This is a genomic window from Achromobacter sp., assembly GCF_050285585.1.
Lineage (GTDB): Bacteria > Pseudomonadota > Gammaproteobacteria > Burkholderiales > Burkholderiaceae_B > Achromobacter.
The window spans coordinates 44,581-67,772 of sequence record NZ_JBLZXF010000002.1; the positions used below are offsets into that span (position 1 = coordinate 44,581).

A 23,192-nucleotide genomic window follows, 5' to 3' on the forward strand; every position below is an offset into this window, starting at 1 on the left:
AGCCCGGCATGTTGCTGACCAAGAAAACCAGCGGAGCCGCTGCGGGCGCCTCCGAGTCGCGATTCGTTCAAAGCCTGCGCCGCGGCATGGCGCAAGCGCTGCCCACCATGGACCGCCGTGCCTTCCTGCGCCGCTCGGGGCTGGGCGTGGGCGCGGGCCTTGCCGCCACCCAGCTGTCGCTGCTCAAGCGCGCGGAGGCGGCCGAAGGCAAGAACGGGGTGGCTACCGGCAATACCAAGATCGAAGTGCGCCGCACCGTCTGTACGCACTGTTCCGTGGGCTGCGCGGTGGACGCCGTCGTCGAGAACGGCGTCTGGGTGCGCCAGGAGCCGGTGTTCGACTCGCCCATCAACCTGGGCGCGCACTGCGCCAAGGGCGCTTCCGTGCGCGAGCACGGGCACGGCGAGCACCGCCTGCGCTATCCCATGAAGCTGGTCAACGGCAAATACCAGCGCATCAGCTGGGACACCGCCTACGCCGAGATCACCGCCAAGCTGATGCAATTGCGCAAGGAGAGCGGCCCCGACTCGGTCTACTGGATCGGCTCTTCCAAGCACAACAACGAGCAATCGTATCTGCTGCGCAAATTCGTCAGCTTCTGGGGCAGCAACAACTGCGATCACCAGGCCCGCATCTGCCACTCGACCACGGTGGCCGGCGTTGCGAATACGTGGGGCTACGGCGCCATGACCAATTCGTACAACGACATGCAGAACTCCAAGGTGGCGCTGTACATCGGCTCGAACGCCGCCGAAGCGCACCCGGTATCGATGCTGCACATGCTGCACGCCAAGGAAACCGGCTGCAAGATGATCGTGGTCGACCCGCGCTTCACCCGCACGGCGGCCAAGGCCGACCAATACGTGCGCATCCGCTCGGGCACCGACATTCCCTTCCTGTTCGGCCTGCTGTACCACGTCTTCAAGAACGGCTGGGAAGACAAGGCGTACATCGACGCGCGCGTCTACGGCATGGACCAGGTCAAGGCCGACATCCTGGCCAAATGGACGCCGGACAAGGTCCAGGACGCCTGTGGCGTCGATGAGGCGACCATGTTCAAGGTGGCCAAGACCATGCACGAAAACCGGCCCGGCACCCTGGTGTGGTGCATGGGCCAGACCCAGCACTCGATCGGCAACGCCATGGTGCGCGCGTCCTGTATCGTGCAGCTGGCGCTGGGCAACGTCGGCAAGTCCGGCGGCGGCGCCAACATCTTCCGCGGCCACGACAACGTGCAAGGCGCCACCGACGTCGGCCCCAACCCGGACTCGCTGCCGGGGTACTACGGCCTGGCCGAAGGTTCCTGGAAGCACTTCGCCCACACCTGGGGCGTCGACTACGAATGGATCAAGGGCCGCTACGCGTCGCCGGCCATGATGACCAAGCCGGGCATCACCGTGTCGCGCTGGATCGACGGCGTGCTCGAAAACCCCGACCTCATCGACCAGGAAACCAATCTGCGCGCCGTGTTCTATTGGGGGCACGCGCCCAACTCGCAGACGCGCGGGCTGGAAATGAAGCGCGCCATGGACAAGCTGGATCTCCTGGTGGTGGTCGATCCCTATCCGTCGGCAACCGCGGCGATGGCCGCCATGCCCGGCAAGGCGGAAGACCTCAACCCCAACCGGGCGGTCTATCTGCTGCCCGCCGCGACGCAGTTCGAGACCAACGGCAGCTGCACCGCGTCGAACCGTTCGCTGCAATGGCGCGAAAAGGTCATCGAACCGCTGTGGGAAAGCCGCAGCGACCACATGATCATGTACCAGCTTGCCGAGAAACTGGGCTTCGGCAAGGAACTCTGCAAGAACTACAAGATGCAGAAGGTCAAGGACATGGACGAGCCGGTCGTCGAGGACATCCTGCGCGAGATCAACGCCACGTGCTGGACCATCGGCTACACCGGCCAGAGCCCCGAACGCCTGAAGGCGCACATGCGCAACATGCAGATGTTCGACGTGAAAACCTTGCGCGCCAAGGGCGGCAAGGACGCCGAAACCGGATACGACCTGACGGGCGACTATTTTGGCCTGCCCTGGCCCTGTTGGGGCACGCCAGGCCTGAAACACCCCGGCACGGCCAATCTGTACGACACCAGCCTGAACGTCATGGACGGCGGCGGCAATTTCCGCGCCAACTTCGGCGTTGAACGCAACGGCGTGAACCTGCTGGCCGAGGACGGCTCGCACTCCAAGGGCGCAGACCTCACCACCGGGTATCCGGAATTCGACCACGTGCTGCTGAAGAAGCTGGGCTGGTGGGACGATCTCACCGCCGAGGAGAAGGCCGCGGCGGAAGGCAAGAACTGGAAGACCGACCCCTCCGGCGGCATCATCCGCGTGGTCATGAAAGTACACGGCTGCTACCCCTTCGGCAACGCCAAGGCGCGCGCCGTGGTCTGGAACTTCCCCGACGCGATTCCGCAGCACCGCGAGCCGATCTACGGCACACGCCCGGATCTGGTCGAGAAGTACCCGGCCCAGGCCGACCTCAAGACCTTCTGGCGCCTGCCCACGCTGTACACCTCGCTGCAGAAGAAGAACGTCGCGGAAAAGCTGTACGAAAAATTCCCGCTCATCCTCACCTCGGGCCGCCTGGTCGAATACGAGGGCGGCGGCGAGGAAACGCGCTCCAATCCGTGGCTGGCCGAACTGCAACAGGAAATGTTCGTCGAGCTCAATCCCAAGGCGGCCGCCGATCGCGGCATCCGCAACGGCGATCGCTGCTGGGTCGTGACGCCCACGGGCGCGCGCCTGAACGTGCAGGCCCTGGTCACGGAGCGCGTGGGCGCCGACACCGCCTTCATGCCCTTCCACTTCTCGGGCCGCTGGCAAGGCCAGGATATGCTCGCGCACTATCCGGAAGGCGCCGCGCCCATCGTGCGCGGCGAGGCCGTGAACACCGGCACCACGTACGGCTACGACTCCGTGACGATGATGCAGGAAACCAAGACCACCATCTGCAACATAGAAAGAGCTTAAGGAGAGCGCAATGGCTCGCATGAAATTTGTCTGTGATGCGGAACGGTGTATCGAATGCAACAGCTGCGTCACCGCCTGCAAGAACGAGCATGAAGTCCCCTGGGGGGTCAACCGCCGCCGCGTGGTCACGCTCAATGATGGCGTGCCGGGCGAGAAGTCCATCTCGGTGGCCTGCATGCATTGCAGCGATGCGCCCTGCATGGCGGTCTGTCCCGTGAACTGCTTCTATCGCACCGACGAAGGCGTGGTCCTGCATAACAAGGACACCTGTATCGGCTGCGGCTACTGCTCCTACGCCTGTCCTTTCGGCGCCCCGCAATTCCCCTCCGAGGGCAATTTCGGCGTGCGCGGCAAGATGGACAAGTGCACGTTCTGCGCGGGCGGACCCGAGGAACACGGCAGCGCGGCCGAATTCGAGAAGTACGGGCGCAACCGCCTGGCCGAAGGGAAGCTGCCGGCCTGTGCCGAGATGTGCTCGACCAAGGCCCTGCTGGCTGGCGACGGCGACGTGGTGGCCGACATCTTCCGCACCCGCGTCGTGCATCGCGGCAAGGGCGCCGAAGTCTGGGGCTGGGGCACCGCCTACGGCTCGCAGCAGGCGGGCCAGCCGCCCGCCGGTCAACCGCAATCCCAACCCGCGAAGGCCAAGCCATGAACGCCCGCCTCGCCCTCATGGCCACCGCCCTGCTTCTGCTGTCGGCCTGCAGCGAACCCTCCCAGGAATTGCACTCCGGCAATGTCGGCAAGCCTTACTACGACGGAACGGGCAGCAATTTCATGGCCGCGGGCTGGAAGCCAGGCGACAAGAACAGTTGGCAGCAAGAGATGAAGACCCGCACTCAGCGGGGCCAGAACGAATACACGCGAGTGTATTGATCGGGAGCTTGCCATGATACGGTCACTAATCGCGGCACTGGTGATCAGCACGTCGGCCCTGGCGCCGGCTGTTGCCCAGAACGCCCCCTCGCAGCCGCCCGCCGGCGCGCTGGGCGGCATCCAGAGCGCCAACATCTTCGAGGTCAAGCCCGACGCCAACGAGTTGCCGGGCTATGCCGAGCAGACCAATGCAGAGCGCGCCAAGGTCCAGCCGGGCAACAATGCGCCCATGTGGCGCAAGGTCAATTCCGGGGAGCCCGGCTATTCCAGCCTGCCGCACAGCCAGGCGCCCGAGGCCGGCGTCCTGATCCAGCGATTCGTGCAGTATCCCGGCTCGACGTTCACGACCGCCGGCGAAGCATGGCGCCAGGTCCGCAACCACTGGATCATTCCCTACGGCGGCGGCCTGCTGCTCATCGTCCTGGTCGCCATATTGCTGTTCTTCCTGGGCAAGGGCTCGATCAAGCTGCGCGAGGCGCCGACCGGCCGCCGCATCGAGCGCTTCACCTACTTCGAGCGCGCCGCGCACTGGGTCAACGCAACGGCCTTCGTGATCCTGGCGATCTCGGGGATCGTGATGGCCTTCGGCAAGTTCTTCCTGCTGCCCATCATGGGCAGCGCCCTGTACGGCTGGATGACCTGGGTCCTGAAAACCACGCACAACTTCGTCGGGCCGGTGTTCGCCGTGTCTCTCGTCGTGGTGCTGCTGACCTTCATCAAGGACAACATCCCCCGCCGCTACGATCTGATCTGGCTCAAGAAGGGCGGAGGCCTCCTGAGAACGGCGCACGTGCCGTCGCACCGCTTCAACGCCGGCGAAAAAATCATGTTCTGGGGCGGGATGATGTTCCTGGGCCTGATCGCGGTCCTGTCGGGCCTGTTCCTGGACAAGGTCGCGCCCGGCCTGGATTACTCGCGCGGCAATATGCAGATCGCCCACATGGTCCACGCCGTGTCGGTCATCCTCATGACCTGCATGATCATGGGCCATATCTATCTGGGCACCATCGGCATGCAGGGCGCGTTCAAGGCCATGAAGACCGGCTATGTCGACGAGGCCTGGGCGCGCGAACACCATGAGCTCTGGTACGACGACATCCAGGCCGGCAAGATCCCCGCCCAGCGCACGCCAGACAAAGGCGCCAAATCGCGCCCCACCCGCCCAGCCGGCGCCTGACGGCCCGGCGCAAGGAGTCCGCATGAAAAAGATCGCCGCAATACTCCTCGTGCTGGGCGCCGCGCCGGTGGCCCATGCCAAGCTTCCCCCTCCCAGCGCCGAAGCCCAGGCGCGCGCGGCCGAGACCGCGGCCAAGGCCGCCTGGTCGGCCAAGGTGGACGCTTACAAGCTCTGCCAGGCGCAGGATCGGGTCGCCGCCCTGTACTATGAAAAAACCAAGGCCGCCGGCAAAACCACCCGTCCGCCCATGGCCACGGCCGGCTGCCAAGACCCCGGGCCCTTCGCCTATACCCGGCCCGAGGAAAAGCCGCGCGAAGCCTCCGGCGCCCACTCCCCCGCGGGCACGGCCACGCAGCCGCCCAGCACCGGCACGCCGGCCGCCGACGGCAAGCCCAAGCCCTGAATCCCGTTGCGAACATCGGGCCCGGCCCTTGCGCGCCGGGCCTTTTGTTTTAGACTTGGCCGGTTGCCCCCGGCTCCGAGCCGCCGACTTGCGTCCGCCCCATGACACACCCGCTTCCTCGCATGACCGCCGCCCGCGCCCCGCTGACCCGCGAAGTCGGCGTCGTCAACGAACACGGCCAGCGCGAATCCCTGTTCATTCCGGCCGAGCGTCCGCTCACCATCTACGTGGATCGCCGTGAAATCGTCACTCTGATGACCCTGGGCGCCATGCCCGAGCTTCTGGTGCTGGGATACCTGCGCAACCAGCGCCTCGTGCGGGAACTGGACGAAGTCCTCACCGTGACCGTGGATTGGGAAGTCAATGCGGCCGCGGTGGAAACCCGCCACGGCATCGCCGACATCGAAGCCCGCACGAAAAAGCGCGTCGTCACGACCGGCTGCGGCCAGGGCAGCGTATTCGGCGACCTGATGGGCGAAATCGACGGCATCCGCCTGGCGCCGCAGGCGCGCCTGGGCCAGGACGAACTGTACGGCCTGCTCAACGCCATACGCGTGCAGGAAACCACCTACAAATCGGCCGGATCGGTGCATGGCTGCGCGCTGTTCCGGGGCTCGGAAATGCTCATGTTCGTCGAGGATGTCGGCCGCCACAACGCCATCGATACGATCGCCGGCTGGATGTGGCTGCAAGGCGCGCAGGGCCAGGACGGCGCCGACAAGGTGTTCTACACCACCGGCCGCCTGACGAGCGAAATGGTCATGAAGTCGGCGCAGATGGGGGTGCCCATCGTGGTTTCACGCAGCGGCATCACGCAGATGGGCTATGAAATCGCGGAGCAGCTGGGCCTGTGCGCCATCGGGCGCGCCATCAACAAGCGCTTCATTTGCTACACCGCCCCCGAGCGCCTGCTGCTGCAACCCGAGCTGGCCGCGGAACGCTTCCCGCCGGCCGCCGGCTGATCTCCCCGCGCCTCAGCGGCCAGCGGCCTTGCCCGGCCTCGCGCCGGCGGAGCGCCGCTTGGGCTTGCCACCGAAATCCCACCACGGCAGCATGCGCCGCAGCGACAGCACCTCGCCGCTGTTCGTCGGGGTATACCCTGGCATCCGGGCGAGCAACGCCTGCCATGTTTCGCTGCGCAGGATTTCCATCAACGCCTGGGTCGACGGCTGGTCCAGCGTCGATTTCAGGCACACCAGGAAATAGTTCTCCCTGACGAGCGGCACGAAATCCAGGCGCTCACGCAGCGCCGCCGAGGCGATTCCCAGGCCTGCGTCCGCGCCGCCCGAGGCCACCGCATGCGCCACGGCCTTGTGCGAAGGTTCGGTGCGCTGATAGCCATCGATGGCCTGGGGATCGATGCCGGCCTCTTCGAGCAACTCGTCAAACAGCACCCGCGTGCCCGTGCCCAGCGCGCGGTTCACGTAGCGCAGGCCCGGTTGGAGCAGGTCCTGGATGCCGCCCAGGCCCCTGGGGTTGCCGCGAGGCACGATCAGCCCTTGTTCGCGCTGGGCGAAACCAATGATCTTGTGCAGCCCTGGCTGCAGCAGAGGTTTGTAGGCCCTTTCGCTGCGCGACCCCGGCTTCGGCTGCTGGCGGGTGTGGAATCCCGCCATGACGCAGCGGCCTTCGTTGAGCGCGCTGATGGCGTCCAGGCTGCCCGCGTAACGCACGTCCAGATGCAGCTTGGCCGAAGCAACGGCATGCTCCTGCAGGGCGGCCAGGGCGTCGTCGTGACTCGCGTAGAGCGGCACCACATGCGCGGCATTGTCGAAGGCCACCGCGAAGGTGCGCTCCAATTCGGCGCGCAGCGCGCTGATCTGGGGAGCCAGCCGGGCCTGGGCCTGGCGCTCGGCCCACAGCAGTTTTTCGCCGAACTCGTTCAGGCGGGCGGGCTGGCCCTTGTCCCAGACGATCAGGGTGCGCCCCAACGTCTGCTCCCAGCGCTTCAGTTCGCCCCATACGTGCCGGTACGACAGGCCCAGCGCCTTGGCCGCGGCCGAGATCGATCCGTGCTCGCGCACCGCGAACAGCAAGTCCATCAGGGCGTTGCGGATCAGGGCTGGTTGCGCGCCGCTGGCGCCCAGCAGATAGGTAAGTTCAATGCTATGCACGGCGGCGAGTATGCCTCAAAAAGCCCCCCCGCGCTGTACCCGCCTTGCGGGTTTCCTGCCTCCCAAGAGGCGTTTTTGTCTCGGGACGGCCCGGTGACAAAAACCGCGGATTACATCGCAGCAGCGTAGCGCAAAGCCGGGCGCATCGCTATGCAATCCGCTTCATATGGCCCGCCGGCAACGCATACGATACCCTGCCCCGGGGATACAGGGGAAAACAGGCATGAACACACTTCTGGAGAGCGTGCAGACTGCGCTGCGGCTCATCGTCTCGCTCGATCCGGTCCTGCTGGCCATCGTCGGACGTTCGCTGGCAGTCAGCGTCACTGCCTGCATCCTGGCCTGTACGTTGGGCATGGCCGCCGGCGCCTGGCTGAGCGTCGCCGCCTTTCGCGGAAAGGCGGCCGTCCTGACCCTGCTCAATACCTCGCTGGCCCTGCCCTCGGTGGTGGTCGGCCTGATTGTCTATCTGCTGCTGTCGCATTCCGGCCCCTTGGGATTCCTGGGCTGGCTTTTCTCCTTCAAGGCCATGGTGCTGGCGCAGACGATTCTCGTACTGCCCTTCGTCACCGCCCTGGTCCGCCAGGCAGTGGGCGACGCCGAGGCCGACCATGGCGAGCAATTGCGCTCCCTGGGCGCTCCGGCCTCGATGCGAGGCCTGTTGTTGCTGTGGGACGAGCGCTTCGCCCTCGTCACCATCGTGATCGCGGCTTTCGGGCGCGCCATCTCCGAAGTCGGGGCGGTCATGGTGGTCGGCGGCAATATCGACGGCTACACCCGCGTAATGACCACCGCGATCGCCCTGGAAACCAGCAAGGGCGACCTGCCCATGGCGATGGCGCTGGGCCTGGTGCTGCTGACCGTCGTGCTGGCGCTCAATATCCTCGGCGCCATGGTGCGGCGCTGGCGCGAGCAGCGCGACGCGGGCGGCGCGTCGATCCTCGCGCGGGAAGCGCTATGAGCGCGCTGTTCGAACTGGACGGGGTCCACGTGCGCTATGGCGCCGTCCACGCCCTGCGCGACCTGCGGCTCACCATCGGCGCCGGCGAGCGCGTGGCGCTGGTGGGCGCCAACGGCAGCGGCAAGAGCACGTTGCTGCGCGTCCTCCATGGACTGGCCCGCCCCAGTTCCGGCCGGGCGCGCTGCCTGCCCACGAACCGCCAGGCGATGCTGTTCCAGCATCCTTATATGTTGCGTACCTCGGCCCTGAACAACGTCGCGCTGGGCCTGTGGCTGCGCGGCACGGCCTGGCGCCAGGCGCGCAAGCGCGCCGCCCAGGCGCTGGATCAGGTCGAGATGGGTGAATTGGCCGGACGCAATGCGCGCAGCCTGTCCGGCGGCCAGAAGCAGCGCCTGGCGCTGGCGCGCGCGTGGGCGCAATCGCCGGAAGCCATGCTGCTGGACGAGCCGACCGCCAGCCTGGATCCGCACTCCAAGCGCGAAGTCGAGAACCTGATGCAACGCTTCAGCGCCGGCCAGTCTGCCACCATGGTTTTCGCCAGCCACAACCTCGGCCAGGTCCAACGCCTGGCCGACCGCGTCGTCTATCTGGACCACGGCCGGATCCTGGCCGACCTGCCCGTGCACGATTTCTTCAATGGCCCGCTGCCCGAAACCGCGAGTCTGTTCCTCAAAGGAGAACGCATCCTATGAATCTGCTCACCCCCCTTAAATACGGCGCCGCGTTCACCGGGCTGTCCGCGGCATTCGCCATGGCTCCCGTCAAGGCCGAGACCATCACGATGGCCTCTACCACCTCTACCGAACAGTCTGGCCTGTTCGCTCATCTGCTGCCCGCCTTCAAGACCGCCAGCGGCATCGACGTCAAGGTCGTCGCCCAGGGCACCGGCCAGGCCCTGGACACCGCCCGCCGCGGCGACGCCGACGTGGTCTTCGTGCACGATCAGGCCGCTGAAGAGAAGTTCGTATCCGAAGGCTTCTCGGTCAAGCGGTATCCCGTCATGTACAACGACTTCGTCCTCATCGGCCCTTCGGCGGACCCGGCGGGCGCGAAGGGCAACGACATCGTCGCGGCCCTGAACAAGCTGGCCGCCGCCAACGCTTCCTTCATCTCCCGCGGAGACAAGAGCGGCACGCACGCGGCCGAACTGCGCTACTGGAAGCAGGCGGGTCTGGACAACAAGGGAACGGGCTACAAGGAGTGCGGCTGCGGCATGGGTCCGGCGTTGAACATGGCGTCGTCGATGAACGCCTATGTCCTGTCGGACCGGGGCACCTGGCTCAGCTTCAAGAATCCGGGCGACCTGAAAGTGCTGGTCGAGGGCGACAAGAAACTGTTCAACCAGTATGGCGTGATGGTGGTCAATCCGGCCAAGCACGCGCATGTGAAATCGGCAGCCGCCCAGAAGTTCGCCGACTGGGTGACCTCCAAGGCCGGGCAGGACACGATCGCCAGCTACAAGATCAACGGCCAGCAGCTGTTCTTTCCGAACGCCGACCAATAGCGGCAGTGGGCGCGCGTCAGGCCACGGACGCCAGCACCCGTTCCAGGGGCCAGGCATGCGCCTGGACCAGGTCCGCCACGGCTTCGTAGTCGTTCAGGCCGACCCAGGGCAGGCCGCCGCCGGAAGGCGGCGGCACATCGCTGGCGATGGCGCCGATGCTCGCGTCCTCCGGATAGAGCCAGGGCTTCGCGTTGGCTTGGCGGTGCACTTCGATCTTGATGTGCGGATTGCGCTTGAAGCCCTCGATGAGCACCAGGTCGACGACGCTCATGCGGCCCAGCAGTTCGCCCAGCCCCGGCTCCGGCTCGCCGCGCAATTCATGCATGATCGCCCAGCGAGCCGAAGAGGCCACCAGCACCTCGCTCGCGCCGGCCTCGCGGTGCAGGTAGGAGTCCTTGCCCGGATGGTCGATGTCGAAAGCATGATGGGCATGCTTGAGCGTCGATACGCTCAGGCCACGGGATTTCAGCACGGGAATCAGGCGCGTCAGCAACTGCGTCTTGCCCGCGCCGCTCCATCCGGCAAAACCTATCACTCGGGTCATCCGGCGCCTCAGATCAAGCCATCGAACGGCAGTACGTCGACATATTCGCCCGCGGCGATATTGCCTTGTTCATGCCCCAATACCAGCAGACCGTTGGCCTGGCTCATGCTGCGCAGGATGCCCGAGCCCTGCGAGCCCGTGATGGCCGCCTGCCAGCCGCCATCTTCCGCGCGCGTAACGATGGCGCGCTGGTACTCCGTGCGGCCGGGCTTCTTGCGTATGGGCTTGGGCGTCACGCAGCGCAGAAGGGGCAGCGCTTGCGGCTCCGCGCCCCCCATGGCCAGGAGCGCGTCGCGCACCAGCGCGTAGAAAGTCACCATGACGGCCACCGGATTGCCCGGCAGGCCGAAAAGAATGGCTTGCCCGATGCGCCCGATGGCCAGGGGCCGCCCCGGCCGCATGGCGATCTTCCAGAACAGCACATCGCCCAGGCGCGCCATGACTTTCTTGGTGTAATCGGCTTCGCCCACGCTGACGCCGCCGGACGTGATGACGACATCGGCGTTGGCGGCCGCTGCCGCAAAGGCCTCTTCCAGTGTGGCCTCGTCGTCGCGCACCACGCCCATGTCGAGTATTTCCACGCCCAGGCGCTGCAACATGCACCACAGTGTGTAGCGATTGCTGTCGTATACGCAGCCTTCGTCCAACGGCTCTCCGATGGAGCGCAGCTCATTGCCGGTGGAAAAGAACGCCACCCGCACGCGGCGCCGCACGGGAACCTCGCCCCGCCCCAGCGAGGCCAGCATGCCGATATCGGCCGGACGCAGCACGCGGCCCGCCGAGAGGGCAGGCTCGCCGCGCGCCAGGTCTTCGCCCGCCAGGCGGCGATTGTCTCCCTGGCGCAGTATGCCCGCCGGGATGACGACGGCCCCGTTCTCCTGCCGCACGAATTCCTGGGGCACCACGGTATCCAGGCCGGCCGGCATGACTGCGCCGGTCATGATGCGCACGCACTGCCCGGAGCCCGCCACGCCCTCGAATTTCTCGCCCGCCAATCCGCTGCCCGCGACATGCAGGACGGTATCGCCGTCGGCACGCAAGTCCGCGCCCCTCAGGGCATAGCCGTCCATGGCCGAATTGTCGTGGGCGGGGACGTCGATGTCGGAAATGATGTCGCGGGCCAGCGTGCGGCCCAGCGCCGCGCGCAGGGGCAACACCTCGATGGCGTTCAGGCGCGGGACCAGGCGGTCGATGAACTCCCGCGCCCGGTCGATGGGCAGCGCGTTCGGGTCGTAGCCGTCGACGCAGGAGGCAATGGCCGCGAGGGTCGCAGGACGGTCGGTAATCATGATTGAAGCTGCTGCAATTCGGTTAGGGTGTTGGCGCCGGCAAAGGCATGCGCATCCTCGAACACGACCTCCACGCAGGCGTGGCTGGCGGTCCAGATGTCGATCTTTCTCTGACCGCTGTCCAGGAACGCCAGCAGGCTGCCCAGCAATGCGGTCTTGAGCAGGCAAAACACCGGTTGGGTTCGCGTTACGCCGTCCTCGCGCGTGGCGACCATGGCGATGTCGGCCCCGGCCTCTTGGAGGGCCGCCGCCAGGCGCTCCACCATGTCCGGCGGGAACAGCGGCGAATCGCAGGGCACGGTGACCAGGTATTCGGTTTCGCAGCGCTCCAGCCCCGCGGCGAAACCCGCCAGCGGCCCGGCGAAATCGGCCGAGGCGTCAGGCCATACGGGCGCGCCGAGGGATTCGTACGCGGACAGGTTGCGGTTCGCGTTGATCATGATCTCGCCGACCTGCGGCCCCAGGCGCAGCAAGGCATGCATCGCCAGGGGAATGCCCTGGAAATTCTGCAACCCCTTGTCCACGCCCCCCATGCGGCTACCTCGCCCGCCGGCCAGGATCAACCCGGTGATTTGGCTTTTATTTATCATCACGCTCACGAGTTCCGGCCGCGCATGCGGCCCTGCGGTCATAGCAGCCAGTATAGCGGCTGGCGTCCCGTCTATCGCCCCTACAGGCGAAGCCAGCCGCGTCTCGCGGCGTAGTGCAGCGCACAGCCCAGGAGAAAACCCGCGGCCACGTTCCAGATGCAGACGGCCGCGCTGGCCAGCACCACCGCGCGCTCCGTCCGTGCCTCCGGCAGCTGGCCGTTGCCCACCGCCAGCTGCAGGCCGGTAATGAATAGCAGCACGCCCAGCACGGCGGGCGGAAACAGCTGGAACAGCGTCACCACCGTGCCGCTGAAGAACAGCGCCAGAACGAGCAGCAGCCCGCCCAGGATCACCACCGAACCGCCAGTGCGCGCGCCGAACGCCACGTGGCCGGCCATGCCGCCCGCGCCATGGCACATCGGCACCCCTCCGCTCACGCCCGCGAACAGGTTCATCAGCCCCGTGGAGAAGGCAATCCCGCTTTCGGAAACGGGACGCTCGGGAAAGAGCCGGTTGTTTTCCCGGCTGATGGCGAGGATGGCGTTGCCCAGCGTCAGCGGGATCTGGGGCAGGACCAGCAAGACGATGGCGACGAAGACCTGGTTCCAGTCCAGCTCGCCCAATTCCCAGCTCGGCAGGCGCAGGGACGGCGGCGCCGACACCAGCTCGCTCAGCAGCGCAGGCTGGCGCCAGATTCCCAGGGCCGCGCCGAACAACAGGAGGAAGAACATGGCGGGAAGCCGCCTGCTGCGCAGCAACGCCAGCGCCATTGCCCCGGCGGCGACGGCGACCAGCAGGTCGCCATGCATCATCTTCACGCCCTGCAGCATGAACCCCACGCCCAGCCCCAGCAGGATCGCGTAGACCACGGTCGCCGGCACCCAGCGCGCGACATGGCGCATGAAACCGCTGAGCGCCAGCAACAGCCACACCAGCCCCGTGGCCAGCGCGGCGGCATGGACGGCTCCGGGCGTGACCACGGCCGTCTGCACGGCCTGGATGGAAGCGGCGGCGCCAATGGCCTTCATGGGCTGCACCGGAATGGGAGTCCGGTAATACAGCCCGCACACGAGCATGGACAGGCCGAATGCGAACAAAATGCCGAAGGGATCCATGCCCAGCACGCCGATATAGGCGGCGATGAACGGAATCAATGTTCCCAGGTCGCCGAAGGCGCCTGCCCATTCCATCCTGTCGTAGCGATTGGACGGCGGCGCTGCGGGAGAGGCATCTGAATCAGTCATGGAGACGCGTTCCAGAAAATTGGGCCGGCCCGCCAACGCGCGCAGGCAGGAAGCGGTCATTTCAGGCCGGCCTTGGCGGGCATGCAGCATCTTACCGCGGCGCCTCCGGCCTCGCGGCGCGCGGAGAGCGGCACGAATGGCGGCGGCTAATGCTCCCGGATCAGCGTCGTCGAAAACTCGTAGCGCCCGGCGGGATGATGCGAGCACGACACCGCGACGATGTGGCCCGCCTGATCCTTGTAATGCCGCAGGATATACAGGCCTGGCGATTCCGGCGCCACTTCCAGCGCGCGCGCGGCCGCCGCTGGCAAGGCGCAGGCGGAAATCGTCTGCTCGACCGACGCAATGCGCCGGCCATAGTGTTCTTCGATCAGTTCCGATACCAGCCGATCGGGATGCTTGCGCACCAGCGCGCGCACGCCCTTGTAATGCGCGTCGACGTACAGCTCCGTCCACACGACCGGCGGCTGGCCGTCGGCCCCGCGCGTGGACGAGAACTTCAGCCATCGGGTGCCGGGCCCCACTCCCAGTCGGACGGCCAGATCCACGTCCACCACCACCTCCTGGATCTGCCTGATGCTGCGCGGCGTGCGCGCGGCGAGCTGGACCAGGTCTTCGAGGGAACGCAGGGACTGGCTGAAGCCCGCCTTGGGGCGGGCGGCGGTCACCACCGTGCCGCTACCCCGGCGGCGCGCGATCAGGCCCAGGTCCTGCAGTTGGCGCAAGGCCGCGCGGACGGTGTGGCGGCTGGCGTCGAATTCCTCGGCCAGCGCGTTCTCGGCGGGCAATACCGTGCCCACGGGATATTCCTCGCTGGCGATGCGCCGCGCCAATTCTTCCGAGATGCGGGTGTACAGCGTAATGGACATGGCAGGGGGCTGGTTGGCGACACCCCGCATTCTATCTGCTGCCGCCCGGCCCGCCTCTTCTACGGGTAATCCCCGGCGTTGACGTCCCCTTTTGCGCCTGCTTAAATGTACGTACAACTTTTTATGAGCGTACATATTATGGCAGTCTCGGTTCTCGAATCCACCCTGTTCAAAGACATGTTCGGCACCGCCGCGATGCGCGCGGTGTTCGACGATGCCGCCACCGTGCGGCGCTATGTGGAAACCGAAGTGGCGCTGGCCCGCGTGCAGGGCCGGCTCGGCATCATCCCGCCCGAGGCCGCCCGCGCGATCGAGGCCCGCTCCGATGCCGCCGCCATCGACATGGATGAATTGCGCAGGGAAACCGAGATCGTCGGCTATCCCATCCTCCCGCTGGTGCACCAGCTGTCGCGGATGTGCGGCGCCGAAGGCGAGTACCTGCACTGGGGCGCCACCACGCAGGACATCATGGATACCGCGACGGTGCTGCAGGTGCGCGATGCCCTGGCGATCATCGATGAAGACCTGGCCGCCCTGGACGGCATCCTGGATGCGCTGGCGCTGCGGTACCGCGACACGCCCATGGCCGGGCGCACCCATCTGCAACACGCCCTGCCCATCACCTTCGGCTACAAGGCCGCCGTCTGGCTGCTGATGGTGCGCCGCCATCGCGAACGGCTGGCGCAGTTGCGTCCGCGCGTCCTGGCCGGCCAGTTCGGCGGCGCCGCCGGCACGCTCGCCTCCCTCGGCGACGAAGGCCTGGCGGTGCATGCCGCCCTGATGCAGGAACTGGGCCTGGGGGCCACGCCGGTCACCTGGCACGTGGCCCGCGACGGCCTGGCGGAAACCGTGCAATTCCTGGCGCTGGTGGCAGGATCGCTGGGCAAGATCGCCGTGGACATCATGCTGATGATGACCAACGAACTGGGTGAAGCCTACGAGCCGTTCGTGAAGGGCCGCGGCGCGTCCAGCACCATGCCGCAAAAGCGCAACCCGATCTCGTGCGAGCTGATGTGGAGCGCGTCCAAGACCGTCCGCCAGCACGCGGGTCTGGCGCTGGACGCGATGTTGCAGGATTTCGAACGCGCCACCGGGCCATGGCACGTCGAATGGACGGCCGTGCCCGAAGCCTTCGTGTTGACCGCGGGCGCGCTGCACCAGGCGAGGTTCATGCTGGGCGGGCTGGAAGTCGACACCGCGCGCATGGCCAGCAACCTGGACCTTTCCGGCGGGCTCATCGTGGCCGAGGCGGTCATGATGGGGCTGGCCCCGCATATCGGCCGCCAGACCGCGCACGACGTGGTGTACGACGCATGCCGCAAGGCCGCCACGTCCCGGCGGCGGCTGGCCGACGTGCTGAAAGACGATGCGCGGGTTGTCGAGCGGCTGGATTCGGAGGCCATCGAGCGCCTCTGCGCGCCCGCCAATTACCTGGGGGCAGCCCCCGACATGGTGGACCGCATGCGGGCCCGCCCCTATACCGGGCTGGCCTGAACGGCAGCCCTTCCCTGATCCATAAAAACAACAGGACGGAGTCAACTCATGAAGAACCGGATAGCGGCATTGGCCGCGGCGGGCGCGTTCGCCTTGCCGATGGGCGCGCAGGCGCAAGACAACTACCCCAGCCGGGCGATCACCTGGATCGTCCCCTTCTCGGCCGGCGGGCCCACGGACGCGATGGCGCGCAATGTGGCGAACCGCGTCGCGCAGGAACTCGGCCAGACGATCCTGGTCGAGAACGTAGGCGGCGCGGGCGGCACCATCGGCGCGGCCAAGGCGGCCAAGTCCGCGCCCGACGGCTATACCTTCCTGGTGGGGCACATCGGCTACATGGCGGCGGCGCCATCGCTCTATGCCCGCCTGCCGTACGATCCGGTCAAGGATTTCCAGGCCGTATTCCGCTTCCCCGACACGCCCCTGGTGCTGCTGGTGGGAGAATCCTCGCCCCACAAGTCGCTCCCCGAGCTGATCGCGTATGGCAAGCAGCATCCCGGCAAGTTGAATTTCAGCAATGCCGGCGTGGGATCGACCTCCCACCTGGTGGCCGCCATGTTCGCCAGCCAGGCCGGCATCACCATCACGCCCATCGCCTACAAGGGCGCGGGTCCCGCGCTGAATGACCTGATGGGCAACCAGGTGGACGCCATGTTCGACCAGACCAATACCGCCTTGCCGCAAACCAAGGGCGGCAAGGTCCGCGCGCTGGGGCTGACCTCGCCCGAACGCATGGCGCAGTATCCGGACGTGCCCACCATGGCGGAAAAAGCGATCCCCGGCTTCCAGGTATCCACGTGGTACGGTTTGTACGCCCCCAAGGGCACGCCGGACAAGGTCGTGCAGACCATGTACCAGGCATGGCAGAAAGCGCTGGAGGACAGCGCGTTCACCGGCAAGATGGCCGAACAGGGTATCCAGCTGCTGCCGCCTGCCCAATACGCGCCCGCCGCCTTCCAGCAGTTCACCGCCGACGAAGGCAAACGCTGGGCCCAGGTGATCAAGCAAGCGGGCATCACGCTGCAATAAGGAGCCCCGATCATGCGCGTCGTCGAAGCCTCGGACATCGAAACCAGTATTGCCGACGCATTGCAGGCGGTCAGCCACACGCATCCGGCCGACTTCGTGCGGGCGCTGAAAGCGGCCCATGACGTGGAAACCCGGACGCCCGCCCGCAACGCGCTGCTGCAGCTGCTGATCAACAGCAAGCTCAGCGCGCGGGCCCGCCGCCCCGTCTGCCAGGATACGGGCGTGGCGCACATCTACGTCACGATGGGCATGGACGTGCGCATCCGCCATCAGGGCGCCGGTCCCACGCCCAGCCTGCAGACGCTGGCCAACCGCGCCGTCGCCCGCGCCTATGGCTGCGCCTCGAACCCGCTGCGGGCGTCGATGGTCCTGGATCCGCTGGGCTCGCGCCGCAACACCCGCGACAATACGCCCGCCATCCTGCAGGTGGACCTGGTCGAAGGCGAGGCGCTGGCCTTGACCGTCGTCGCCAAGGGCGGCGGCGGCGACGTCAAGACACGCTACGCCATGCTCAACCCCAGCGATTCCGTGGCCGACTGGGTGGTGTCGCAATTGCCGGGCATGGGCGCCGGCTGGTGTCCTCCCGGCGTGCTCGGCCTGGGCATCGGCGGCACGCCCGAGCAGGCCGTGGCCATGGCCAAGCGCGCCCTATTTTGCGAAATCGACATGCCCGACCTGCTGCGCCGGGGCGCCGGCACTCCGGAAGAACGGCTGCGGACCGAGGTGTTCCAGCGCGTCAATGCACTGGGCATCGGACCGCAAGGACTGGGCGGGGCCACGACAGTGCTGGACGTGAAGGTGGCGACCGCGCCCTCGCATGCCGCGCTCCTGCCGGTGGCGCTGGTCCCCAATTGCGCCGCCACGCGCTTCGTGTCTTTCGATATGCCGGCGGCTGGGCCCGCCCGGTTTCCGCCACCCGACCCTGCCATATGGGAAGGGATACCCGATGCGTTGCCCGCCAAGGAGGGCAGGCGCGTGGACCTGGACACGCTCACGCGGGCCGAGGTGGCCGAATGGGCGGCGGGGGATACGCTGCTGCTGTCGGGCAAGCTCCTGACGGGGCGCGATGCGGCGCACAAACGCATGGCGGACCTGCTCGCCCAGGGCAAACCCCTGCCCGTTCCCCTGCGAGGCCGAGCGCTCTACTACGTGGGGCCGGTGGATCCCGTGCCCGGCGAAGCGGTGGGCCCCGCGGGGCCCACCACCGCCACCCGCATGGACAAGTTCATGCCTCGGCTGCTGGCGGAAACCGGCCTGCTGGTCACCATAGGAAAGGCGGAGCGCGGCTCGGCGGCCATCAAGGCCATCAAGACGCATGGCGCCGCCTATCTCAGCGCCGTGGGCGGCGCGGCATACCTCGTGGCGCAGACGGTCCGATCCGCCCGCGTGGTGGCCTTTGCCGACCTGGGCATGGAGGCCATCTACGAATTCGAAGTGCGCGACATGCCTGTCACGGTCGCCGTGGATGCCCGCGGCAAAACGACGTACACCGTCTTCCCGCTGGCCGTGGAGCCTCCGGGCTAGAGACGCAAGGCCCAGAATTCCTGATCGAACGTCTGCCCGAACGCCTGTTTCCCGGGGATCGCCTCCGTCATGCGAAAGCCCAGGCGCCCATAAAGCGCTCTTGCGTCCACCAGGCAGCTATATGTTTCGAGCTGCGCTTCCTTCAGGCCATGCGCGCGCGCGTGATCCAGGGCCGTATCCATCATGGCCCGCCCCACGCCCCTGCCGCGGTATTGCGGCAGCACCAGGACGAAATTCAGGAACGCCACCTCGCCGGGCCGCTCGGAAACGGCGATCGACGCCGCGCGCCGCCCCGCCACCAGGCCGACCCAAACGCGCCCGAATGCGCCGGGCAACTGGCGAAAGGTATGCATTTTCCCGGCGATGCCGTCGTGGAATCGCGCGTCGAAGCCGAATTCCCGGGCATAGACGTCCCCGTGCGCGGCAACGATCCATTCATGGTCGCCCTGCCGCGCCGTGCGCACCGTCAATTCGCTGTTCATCGCTCATTCGCCCCATTCTGCCGGTATCGGCATTATCCGCCCATGGGAGGGCTTCGCTTCTCGGTTGCGATGCGTCCGCCGCGCGCATGCGCGGCAGCACCTCAATTCCCGGCGTTGCGGTTCATCTTCGCGTGCCGGTGCAGCGCGTCGCGGTCCAGGATGGTCATCCCCCCGTAGCGGGTCTGCAGGACGCCGGCGCGGGCCAGCCGCGTCAATGCCGCATTGCAGCGCTGGCGGGACACTCCGCACAGGCTGGCGATTTCCTCCTGCGATATCTTGAGGCGCCCGTCGGTGCCCGAATGCGATTCCGCCGCGAGCTGCGCCGCGACGGCGCGCGCCACCATCGTGTCCACGTCGAGCAGCACATTGCCCGTGTAACTCGCCATCAGCCAGTCCACCCGCTGCGCCAGATGTTCCATCAAGGCCTTGGTGAACTCGATATTGTTGTTCCAGAGCTGTTCGCAGGTATCGCGCGGCAGGATCACCACCCGGCTCGGCCGCAGCGCGACCACCTCGTACTCGAAGCGCGCGCCGCGGATCATGGTGGCTTCGCCGAACCAGCTTCCCGTGCTGAAGCCCGCCAGCGACAGCGTCTTGCCGTCGGCCCCGCGCGACGACCATTTCACCAGCCCGTCGACCACGCCGTACCAGCCGGGCGAGCGCTCCCCGGCGCGGAACAGGTACTCGCCCGTTCCCAGGGAAACCATGCGCAGCCTGCCCCGGATTTCCTCGCGTTCGGCCTCCGGCAGGCCGTTGTACCAGGGCACGACGCCCAGCATCCGGTCCACCGCGCCTTGCGCCTGCCTTCGCCGCGCGCTCAATGGGCCATCCCCAGTGTTCCCTGACGCTGTGCGCATCGCTTCCTCATCGCCGGCTGTGTGGCCACGCCCAGGTAAACCCTTAGGTTCTTTGTCACCATGGTGACTGTCCGCGCGACGGGCCCGGCCACAGAATAAGGAAGCCCGTCGGGCCAAAAAACATAAGAGGAGACAGGAATGTTGTCAATGTCGCGCGCGATGTCCGCCGCCGCAGCCTGCGGCGCCATCATGTTCGCGGGGCCGGGCGCGGCCCATGCGCAGATCTCGGACGACGTCATCCGGATCGGCTTTATCACCGACCTGTCGGGCGTGTACTCGGGCCCCGATGGCCCCGGCGGCGCGGAAGCCATCAAGATGGCGATAGAGGAAATGGGCGGCGCGATCGACGGCAAGAAGATCGAGTTGCTGGTGGCGGACCACCAGAACAAGGCCGACATCGCCTCGGCCAAGGCCAGGGAATGGTTCGACCAGAAGGGCCTGGACATGCTCATCGGCGGAACCAATTCCAGCACGGCGCTCGCCATGTCCAAGATTGCCTCGGACAAGAAGAAACCCATTATCGTGGTCGGCGCCGGGGCGCCTGCGCTGACGAACGAGCAGTGCACCCCCTATACCCTGAACTATGCCTACGACACCGTCGCGCAGGCGCGCGGCACCGGCGGGGCGGTGGTCAAGACCGGGGGCAAGACCTGGTACTTCCTGACGGCCGACTACGCCTTCGGAACGGCGCTGCAGGCCGACACCACCACCGTGGTGGAGGCGGCCGGGGGCAAGGTCCTCGGAGCGGTCAAGCATCCCTTGTCCTCCAGCGACTTCTCCTCGTTCCTGCTGCAGGCCCAGGCCAGCAAGGCGGAGATACTGGCCCTGGCGAACGCGGGCGCCGATGCCACCAACGCGATCAAGGCGGCCAATGAGTTCGGCGTGACCCAGACGATGAAGCTCGCCGGCATGATCATGTTCATCAACGACATCCACGCCATGGGGCTGCCGGCGGCGCAGGGCATGTACCTGACCGACAGCTGGTACTGGAACGGTTCGGACGACGCCCGCGCCTGGAGCCGGGAGTTCTACAAGCGGCGGCAGGCCATGCCCTCGTCCCTGCAGGCGGCCGACTACTCCGCCGCGCTGCAATACCTGCGCGCGGTCAAGGCCACGGGCACGGACGACGCCGACCGGGTCCTGGCCCACATGCGCGACGGCAAGCTCAACGACATGTACATCAAGGACGGCGTCGTGCGGCCCGACGGGCGCGTCGTGCACAACATGTATCTGCTGCAGGTCAAGACGCCCGAACAGTCCAAGGAGCCCTGGGACTACTTCAATGTCGTGCAGACCATCGACGGCAACGACGCCTTCACCAAGCAATCGGAAAGCCGTTGCGCGCTGTGGAAATAAGCCGCGCCCGCGCGATCCCCGGAGAGAATCCCATGGCAAAACGCAAAGTGATCGTGACCATCGCCCCGACCGGGGGCATGGCGTTCAAGAGCCAGAACCCCAACCTTCCCACCCAGCCCGCCGAAATCGCCGAGGACGTCTACCGCTGCTACAACGCCGGCGCCAGCGTGGCGGCGCTGCATGCGCGCCGGCCCGATGACCAGGCCACCTGCGACGCGACGATCTACCGTGAGATGAACCGCCTCATCCGGGACCGCTGCGGCATCGTCCTGAACAATTCCACCGGCGGCGGCGTGCATGGAGACATGGTCAAGGAAACCTCGCCCGGCACCTGGGAAATCCTGTGGGAAGAGCGGCTGAAGGGCATGGACGCGGGCGCCGAGATGTGCACGCTGGATGCGACCACGCTGAATCTGGCCTTCGGCGAGCGCGAATACCTGATGAATACGCCGCTGAGCAAGGCGCGCGAGCTGGCCGCCGGCATGAAGGCGCGCGGCATCAAGCCCGAGTGGGAGGTGTTCAGCCCCACGCACATCATCCAGGATGCCGCCACGCTCATCGACGAAGGCCTGGACGACGGGCCGCCCTTCATCAATCTGGTCATGAACGTGCACCGGAACTTCCAGAACGCCATGCCGTTCTCGCCCCGCCATTTGCAGATGATGGTGGACCTGCTGCCCCGGAACGCCGTGTTCTGCGTGAGCGGCATCGGCCCTTCGCAGCTGGAAGCGAACATCAGCGCCCTGCTGCTGGGAGGCCACGCCCGCGTGGGCCTGGAAGACAACCTGTACTACCGCCACGGCGAGCTGGCCACCAATGTGCAGCTGACCGAACGCATCGTGCGCATTATCCGCGAACTGGACATGGAACCCGCCACCCCTGCGGAAGCCAGGGAAATCATGGGCCTGCCGCGGACCGACGGCCCCCGGCCCGAATTCGCCGCATGATGGGGACCAATATGAACGAATCGCTGAAAGGCAAGCGCGTCCTCGTCACCGCGGGCGCGAACGGCATCGGGCTGGCGATCGCGCGCAGGTTCCTGGAGTCCGGCGCCGAGGTGCACGCCTGCGACGTGGACGCGGATGCCTGCCGCGCCGCCGAAGGCATCCATCCCCGCCTGAGCGTAAGCGTCGCCGACGTGTCGTCCGAGGAACAGGTGCTGGCCCTGTTCGCCCAGCTGTCCGAAAAATGGGGCGGGCTCGACGCGCTGATCAACAATGCCGGCGTATCCGGTCCTACCAGCCGGCTGGAAGACACCACGCTCGACGCGTGGCGCCATACGCTGGACGTCAACCTGACGGGCACCTTCCTGTGCGCCCGGAGCGCCGTGCCCCTGCTGCGGGCGGCCGGCGGCGGCGCCATCGTCAACATCTCCTCGGTGGCGGGCCGCCTGGGATTTTCGCTGCGCACCCCCTATAGCGCCAGCAAGTTCGGGCTGGCCGGCCTGACGCAGACCTGGGCCATGGAACTGGGTCCGTCCAACATCCGCGTCAACTCCGTGCTGCCGGGCGTGGTGGCGGGCGAACGGGTCGAGCGCATCATCGCCGCCCGCGCCGCCGCGGCCGGCGTCGGCAACGATGAGATGCGCGCGCAACTGGTGTCCCGCGTGTCGCTGCGCCGCATGACGAGTCCGGAAGACGTGGCCAGCCAGGTAGCGTTCCTGTGCTCGGACGCCGGCGCGATGATCAGCGGCCAGAGCATCTCCGTCTGCGGCAACGTGGAGCACCTGGGCTAGCGTGCAGCCCCGCAGATACGCCCGCAAGCCCCGCCGGGACGCATGCTAGGCGCCCAAACCTTTGAGTTGCATCAAGGTTCCGGCGGAGCCTGACTCCGCCAGGTCCGCCCCGTTGCGCCATAATCAGGCCATCGCCGCCCCTCATCCGCATCGCTCTTTCCGGGAA

23 protein-coding genes are annotated in these 23,192 nt (G+C 66.9%); 15 read left to right on the forward strand and 8 right to left on the reverse strand.

The genetic code is table 11. From position 1 onward, the window contains the following. The first annotated feature begins 8 nt into the window (after positions 1 to 8). The 6 genes from ACN6PJ_RS03440 (at position 9) to ACN6PJ_RS03465 (ending at position 6,396) form a co-directional block, all read left to right on the forward strand. The gene (locus ACN6PJ_RS03440; RefSeq protein ID WP_427994509.1) at positions 9 to 2,978 is read left to right on the forward strand and encodes a formate dehydrogenase subunit alpha; all 2,970 of its coding nucleotides are present in this window, start codon (positions 9 to 11) and stop codon (positions 2,976 to 2,978) included. A 10-nt stretch (positions 2,979 to 2,988) separates the two neighbouring features. Continuing rightward, entirely contained in the window at positions 2,989 to 3,633 is a 645-nt protein-coding gene (fdh3B, locus tag ACN6PJ_RS03445; RefSeq protein ID WP_427994510.1) for a formate dehydrogenase FDH3 subunit beta, read from the forward strand. Continuing rightward, positions 3,630 to 3,854, forward strand: coding sequence for a hypothetical protein (locus tag ACN6PJ_RS03450; protein ID WP_129527422.1), 225 nt, complete (start codon positions 3,630 to 3,632; stop codon positions 3,852 to 3,854). Before fdh3B ends, ACN6PJ_RS03450 begins: the two co-directional genes overlap by 4 nt. 13 nt (positions 3,855 to 3,867) lie before the next feature. Next, on the forward strand, positions 3,868 to 5,031 hold the full coding sequence (locus ACN6PJ_RS03455) for a formate dehydrogenase subunit gamma (RefSeq protein WP_427994511.1): 1,164 nt from the start codon (positions 3,868 to 3,870) through the stop codon (positions 5,029 to 5,031). Positions 5,032 to 5,053: 22 nt separating this feature from the next. Beyond that, positions 5,054 to 5,434: a hypothetical protein gene (locus ACN6PJ_RS03460; protein WP_427994512.1), complete on the forward strand. Its 381-nt coding sequence runs from the start codon at positions 5,054 to 5,056 to the stop codon at positions 5,432 to 5,434. 122 nt (positions 5,435 to 5,556) lie between these two features. Further along, complete coding sequence (locus ACN6PJ_RS03465; protein ID WP_427994513.1) at positions 5,557 to 6,396, forward strand: formate dehydrogenase accessory sulfurtransferase FdhD; 840 nt, start codon at positions 5,557 to 5,559, stop codon at positions 6,394 to 6,396. A gap of 12 nt (positions 6,397 to 6,408) precedes the next feature. Here the strand turns inward: ACN6PJ_RS03465 and ACN6PJ_RS03470 are convergent, their stop codons facing one another. Continuing rightward, positions 6,409 to 7,548 (reverse strand): substrate-binding domain-containing protein, encoded by a 1,140-nt coding sequence (locus tag ACN6PJ_RS03470; protein ID WP_427994514.1) that lies wholly within the window; start codon positions 7,546 to 7,548, stop codon positions 6,409 to 6,411. Positions 7,549 to 7,771: 223 nt separating this feature from the next. On the opposite strand from ACN6PJ_RS03470, the gene ACN6PJ_RS03475 reads away from it, so the two are divergent. The 3 genes from ACN6PJ_RS03475 to ACN6PJ_RS03485 are packed head-to-tail and all read left to right on the forward strand — an operon-like array spanning position 7,772 to position 10,013. Then, positions 7,772 to 8,509 (forward strand): ABC transporter permease, encoded by a 738-nt coding sequence (locus tag ACN6PJ_RS03475; RefSeq protein ID WP_427994515.1) that lies wholly within the window; start codon positions 7,772 to 7,774, stop codon positions 8,507 to 8,509. Then, positions 8,506 to 9,201 carry a phosphate ABC transporter ATP-binding protein gene (locus tag ACN6PJ_RS03480; protein WP_427994516.1) on the forward strand — a complete coding sequence of 232 codons (696 nt, stop codon included), beginning with the start codon at positions 8,506 to 8,508 and terminating at the stop codon, positions 9,199 to 9,201. The genes ACN6PJ_RS03475 and ACN6PJ_RS03480 overlap by 4 nt, the downstream gene beginning before the upstream one ends. Before the next feature lie 59 nt (positions 9,202 to 9,260). Further along, a complete protein-coding gene (locus ACN6PJ_RS03485; RefSeq protein ID WP_427994879.1) occupies positions 9,261 to 10,013 on the forward strand; it encodes an extracellular solute-binding protein in 753 nt (250 codons plus the stop codon). Positions 10,014 to 10,029: 16 nt separating this feature from the next. Here ACN6PJ_RS03485 and mobB read toward each other — a convergent pair whose 3' ends face one another. From mobB to ACN6PJ_RS03510, 5 genes are all read right to left on the reverse strand, one after another. Beyond that, positions 10,030 to 10,557: a molybdopterin-guanine dinucleotide biosynthesis protein B gene (mobB, locus tag ACN6PJ_RS03490; RefSeq protein WP_427994517.1), complete on the reverse strand. Its 528-nt coding sequence runs from the start codon at positions 10,555 to 10,557 to the stop codon at positions 10,030 to 10,032. Positions 10,558 to 10,565: 8 nt separating this feature from the next. Continuing rightward, a complete protein-coding gene (gene moeA, locus ACN6PJ_RS03495) occupies positions 10,566 to 11,846 on the reverse strand; it encodes a molybdopterin molybdotransferase MoeA (protein ID WP_427994518.1) in 1,281 nt (426 codons plus the stop codon). Next, a complete protein-coding gene (gene mobA, locus ACN6PJ_RS03500) occupies positions 11,843 to 12,436 on the reverse strand; it encodes a molybdenum cofactor guanylyltransferase MobA (RefSeq protein ID WP_427994519.1) in 594 nt (197 codons plus the stop codon). The genes moeA and mobA overlap by 4 nt, the downstream gene beginning before the upstream one ends. 80 nt (positions 12,437 to 12,516) lie before the next feature. Further along, on the reverse strand, positions 12,517 to 13,680 hold the full coding sequence (locus ACN6PJ_RS03505) for a putative sulfate/molybdate transporter (protein WP_427994520.1): 1,164 nt from the start codon (positions 13,678 to 13,680) through the stop codon (positions 12,517 to 12,519). Between the two features lie 146 nt (positions 13,681 to 13,826). Beyond that, positions 13,827 to 14,549, reverse strand: coding sequence for a GntR family transcriptional regulator (locus ACN6PJ_RS03510; RefSeq protein ID WP_427994521.1), 723 nt, complete (start codon positions 14,547 to 14,549; stop codon positions 13,827 to 13,829). Between the two features lie 138 nt (positions 14,550 to 14,687). Between ACN6PJ_RS03510 and ACN6PJ_RS03515 the strand changes: the two genes are divergently transcribed. The 3 genes from ACN6PJ_RS03515 to ACN6PJ_RS03525 are packed head-to-tail and all read left to right on the forward strand — an operon-like array spanning position 14,688 to position 18,596. Then, positions 14,688 to 16,043, forward strand: coding sequence for a class-II fumarase/aspartase family protein (locus ACN6PJ_RS03515; protein ID WP_427994522.1), 1,356 nt, complete (start codon positions 14,688 to 14,690; stop codon positions 16,041 to 16,043). Positions 16,044 to 16,091: 48 nt separating this feature from the next. Continuing rightward, positions 16,092 to 17,072, forward strand: a complete 981-nt coding sequence (locus ACN6PJ_RS03520) for a Bug family tripartite tricarboxylate transporter substrate binding protein (RefSeq protein WP_427994523.1) — start codon at positions 16,092 to 16,094, stop codon at positions 17,070 to 17,072. 12 nt (positions 17,073 to 17,084) lie between these two features. Further along, a complete protein-coding gene (locus tag ACN6PJ_RS03525) occupies positions 17,085 to 18,596 on the forward strand; it encodes a fumarate hydratase (protein WP_427994524.1) in 1,512 nt (503 codons plus the stop codon). Here the strand turns inward: ACN6PJ_RS03525 and ACN6PJ_RS03530 are convergent. Both ACN6PJ_RS03530 and ACN6PJ_RS03535 read right to left on the reverse strand, forming a co-directional pair. Beyond that, positions 18,593 to 19,078: a GNAT family N-acetyltransferase gene (locus ACN6PJ_RS03530; RefSeq protein WP_427994525.1), complete on the reverse strand. Its 486-nt coding sequence runs from the start codon at positions 19,076 to 19,078 to the stop codon at positions 18,593 to 18,595. The two genes, ACN6PJ_RS03525 and ACN6PJ_RS03530, sit on opposite strands and share 4 nt — an antisense overlap. Before the next feature lie 101 nt (positions 19,079 to 19,179). After that, positions 19,180 to 19,899: a Crp/Fnr family transcriptional regulator gene (locus tag ACN6PJ_RS03535; RefSeq protein ID WP_427994526.1), complete on the reverse strand. Its 720-nt coding sequence runs from the start codon at positions 19,897 to 19,899 to the stop codon at positions 19,180 to 19,182. A gap of 183 nt (positions 19,900 to 20,082) precedes the next feature. Here ACN6PJ_RS03535 and ACN6PJ_RS03540 point away from each other — a divergent pair, with 183 nt between their 5' ends. From ACN6PJ_RS03540 to ACN6PJ_RS03550, 3 genes are read left to right on the forward strand one after another with little or no spacing between them, the layout of a single operon-like run. Further along, complete coding sequence (locus ACN6PJ_RS03540; protein ID WP_427994880.1) at positions 20,083 to 21,291, forward strand: ABC transporter substrate-binding protein; 1,209 nt, start codon at positions 20,083 to 20,085, stop codon at positions 21,289 to 21,291. 32 nt (positions 21,292 to 21,323) lie between these two features. Then, positions 21,324 to 22,238, forward strand: coding sequence for a 3-keto-5-aminohexanoate cleavage protein (locus ACN6PJ_RS03545; RefSeq protein WP_427994527.1), 915 nt, complete (start codon positions 21,324 to 21,326; stop codon positions 22,236 to 22,238). A gap of 11 nt (positions 22,239 to 22,249) precedes the next feature. After that, positions 22,250 to 23,026, forward strand: a complete 777-nt coding sequence (locus tag ACN6PJ_RS03550; protein ID WP_427994528.1) for an SDR family oxidoreductase — start codon at positions 22,250 to 22,252, stop codon at positions 23,024 to 23,026. Positions 23,027 to 23,192 lie beyond the last annotated feature (166 nt).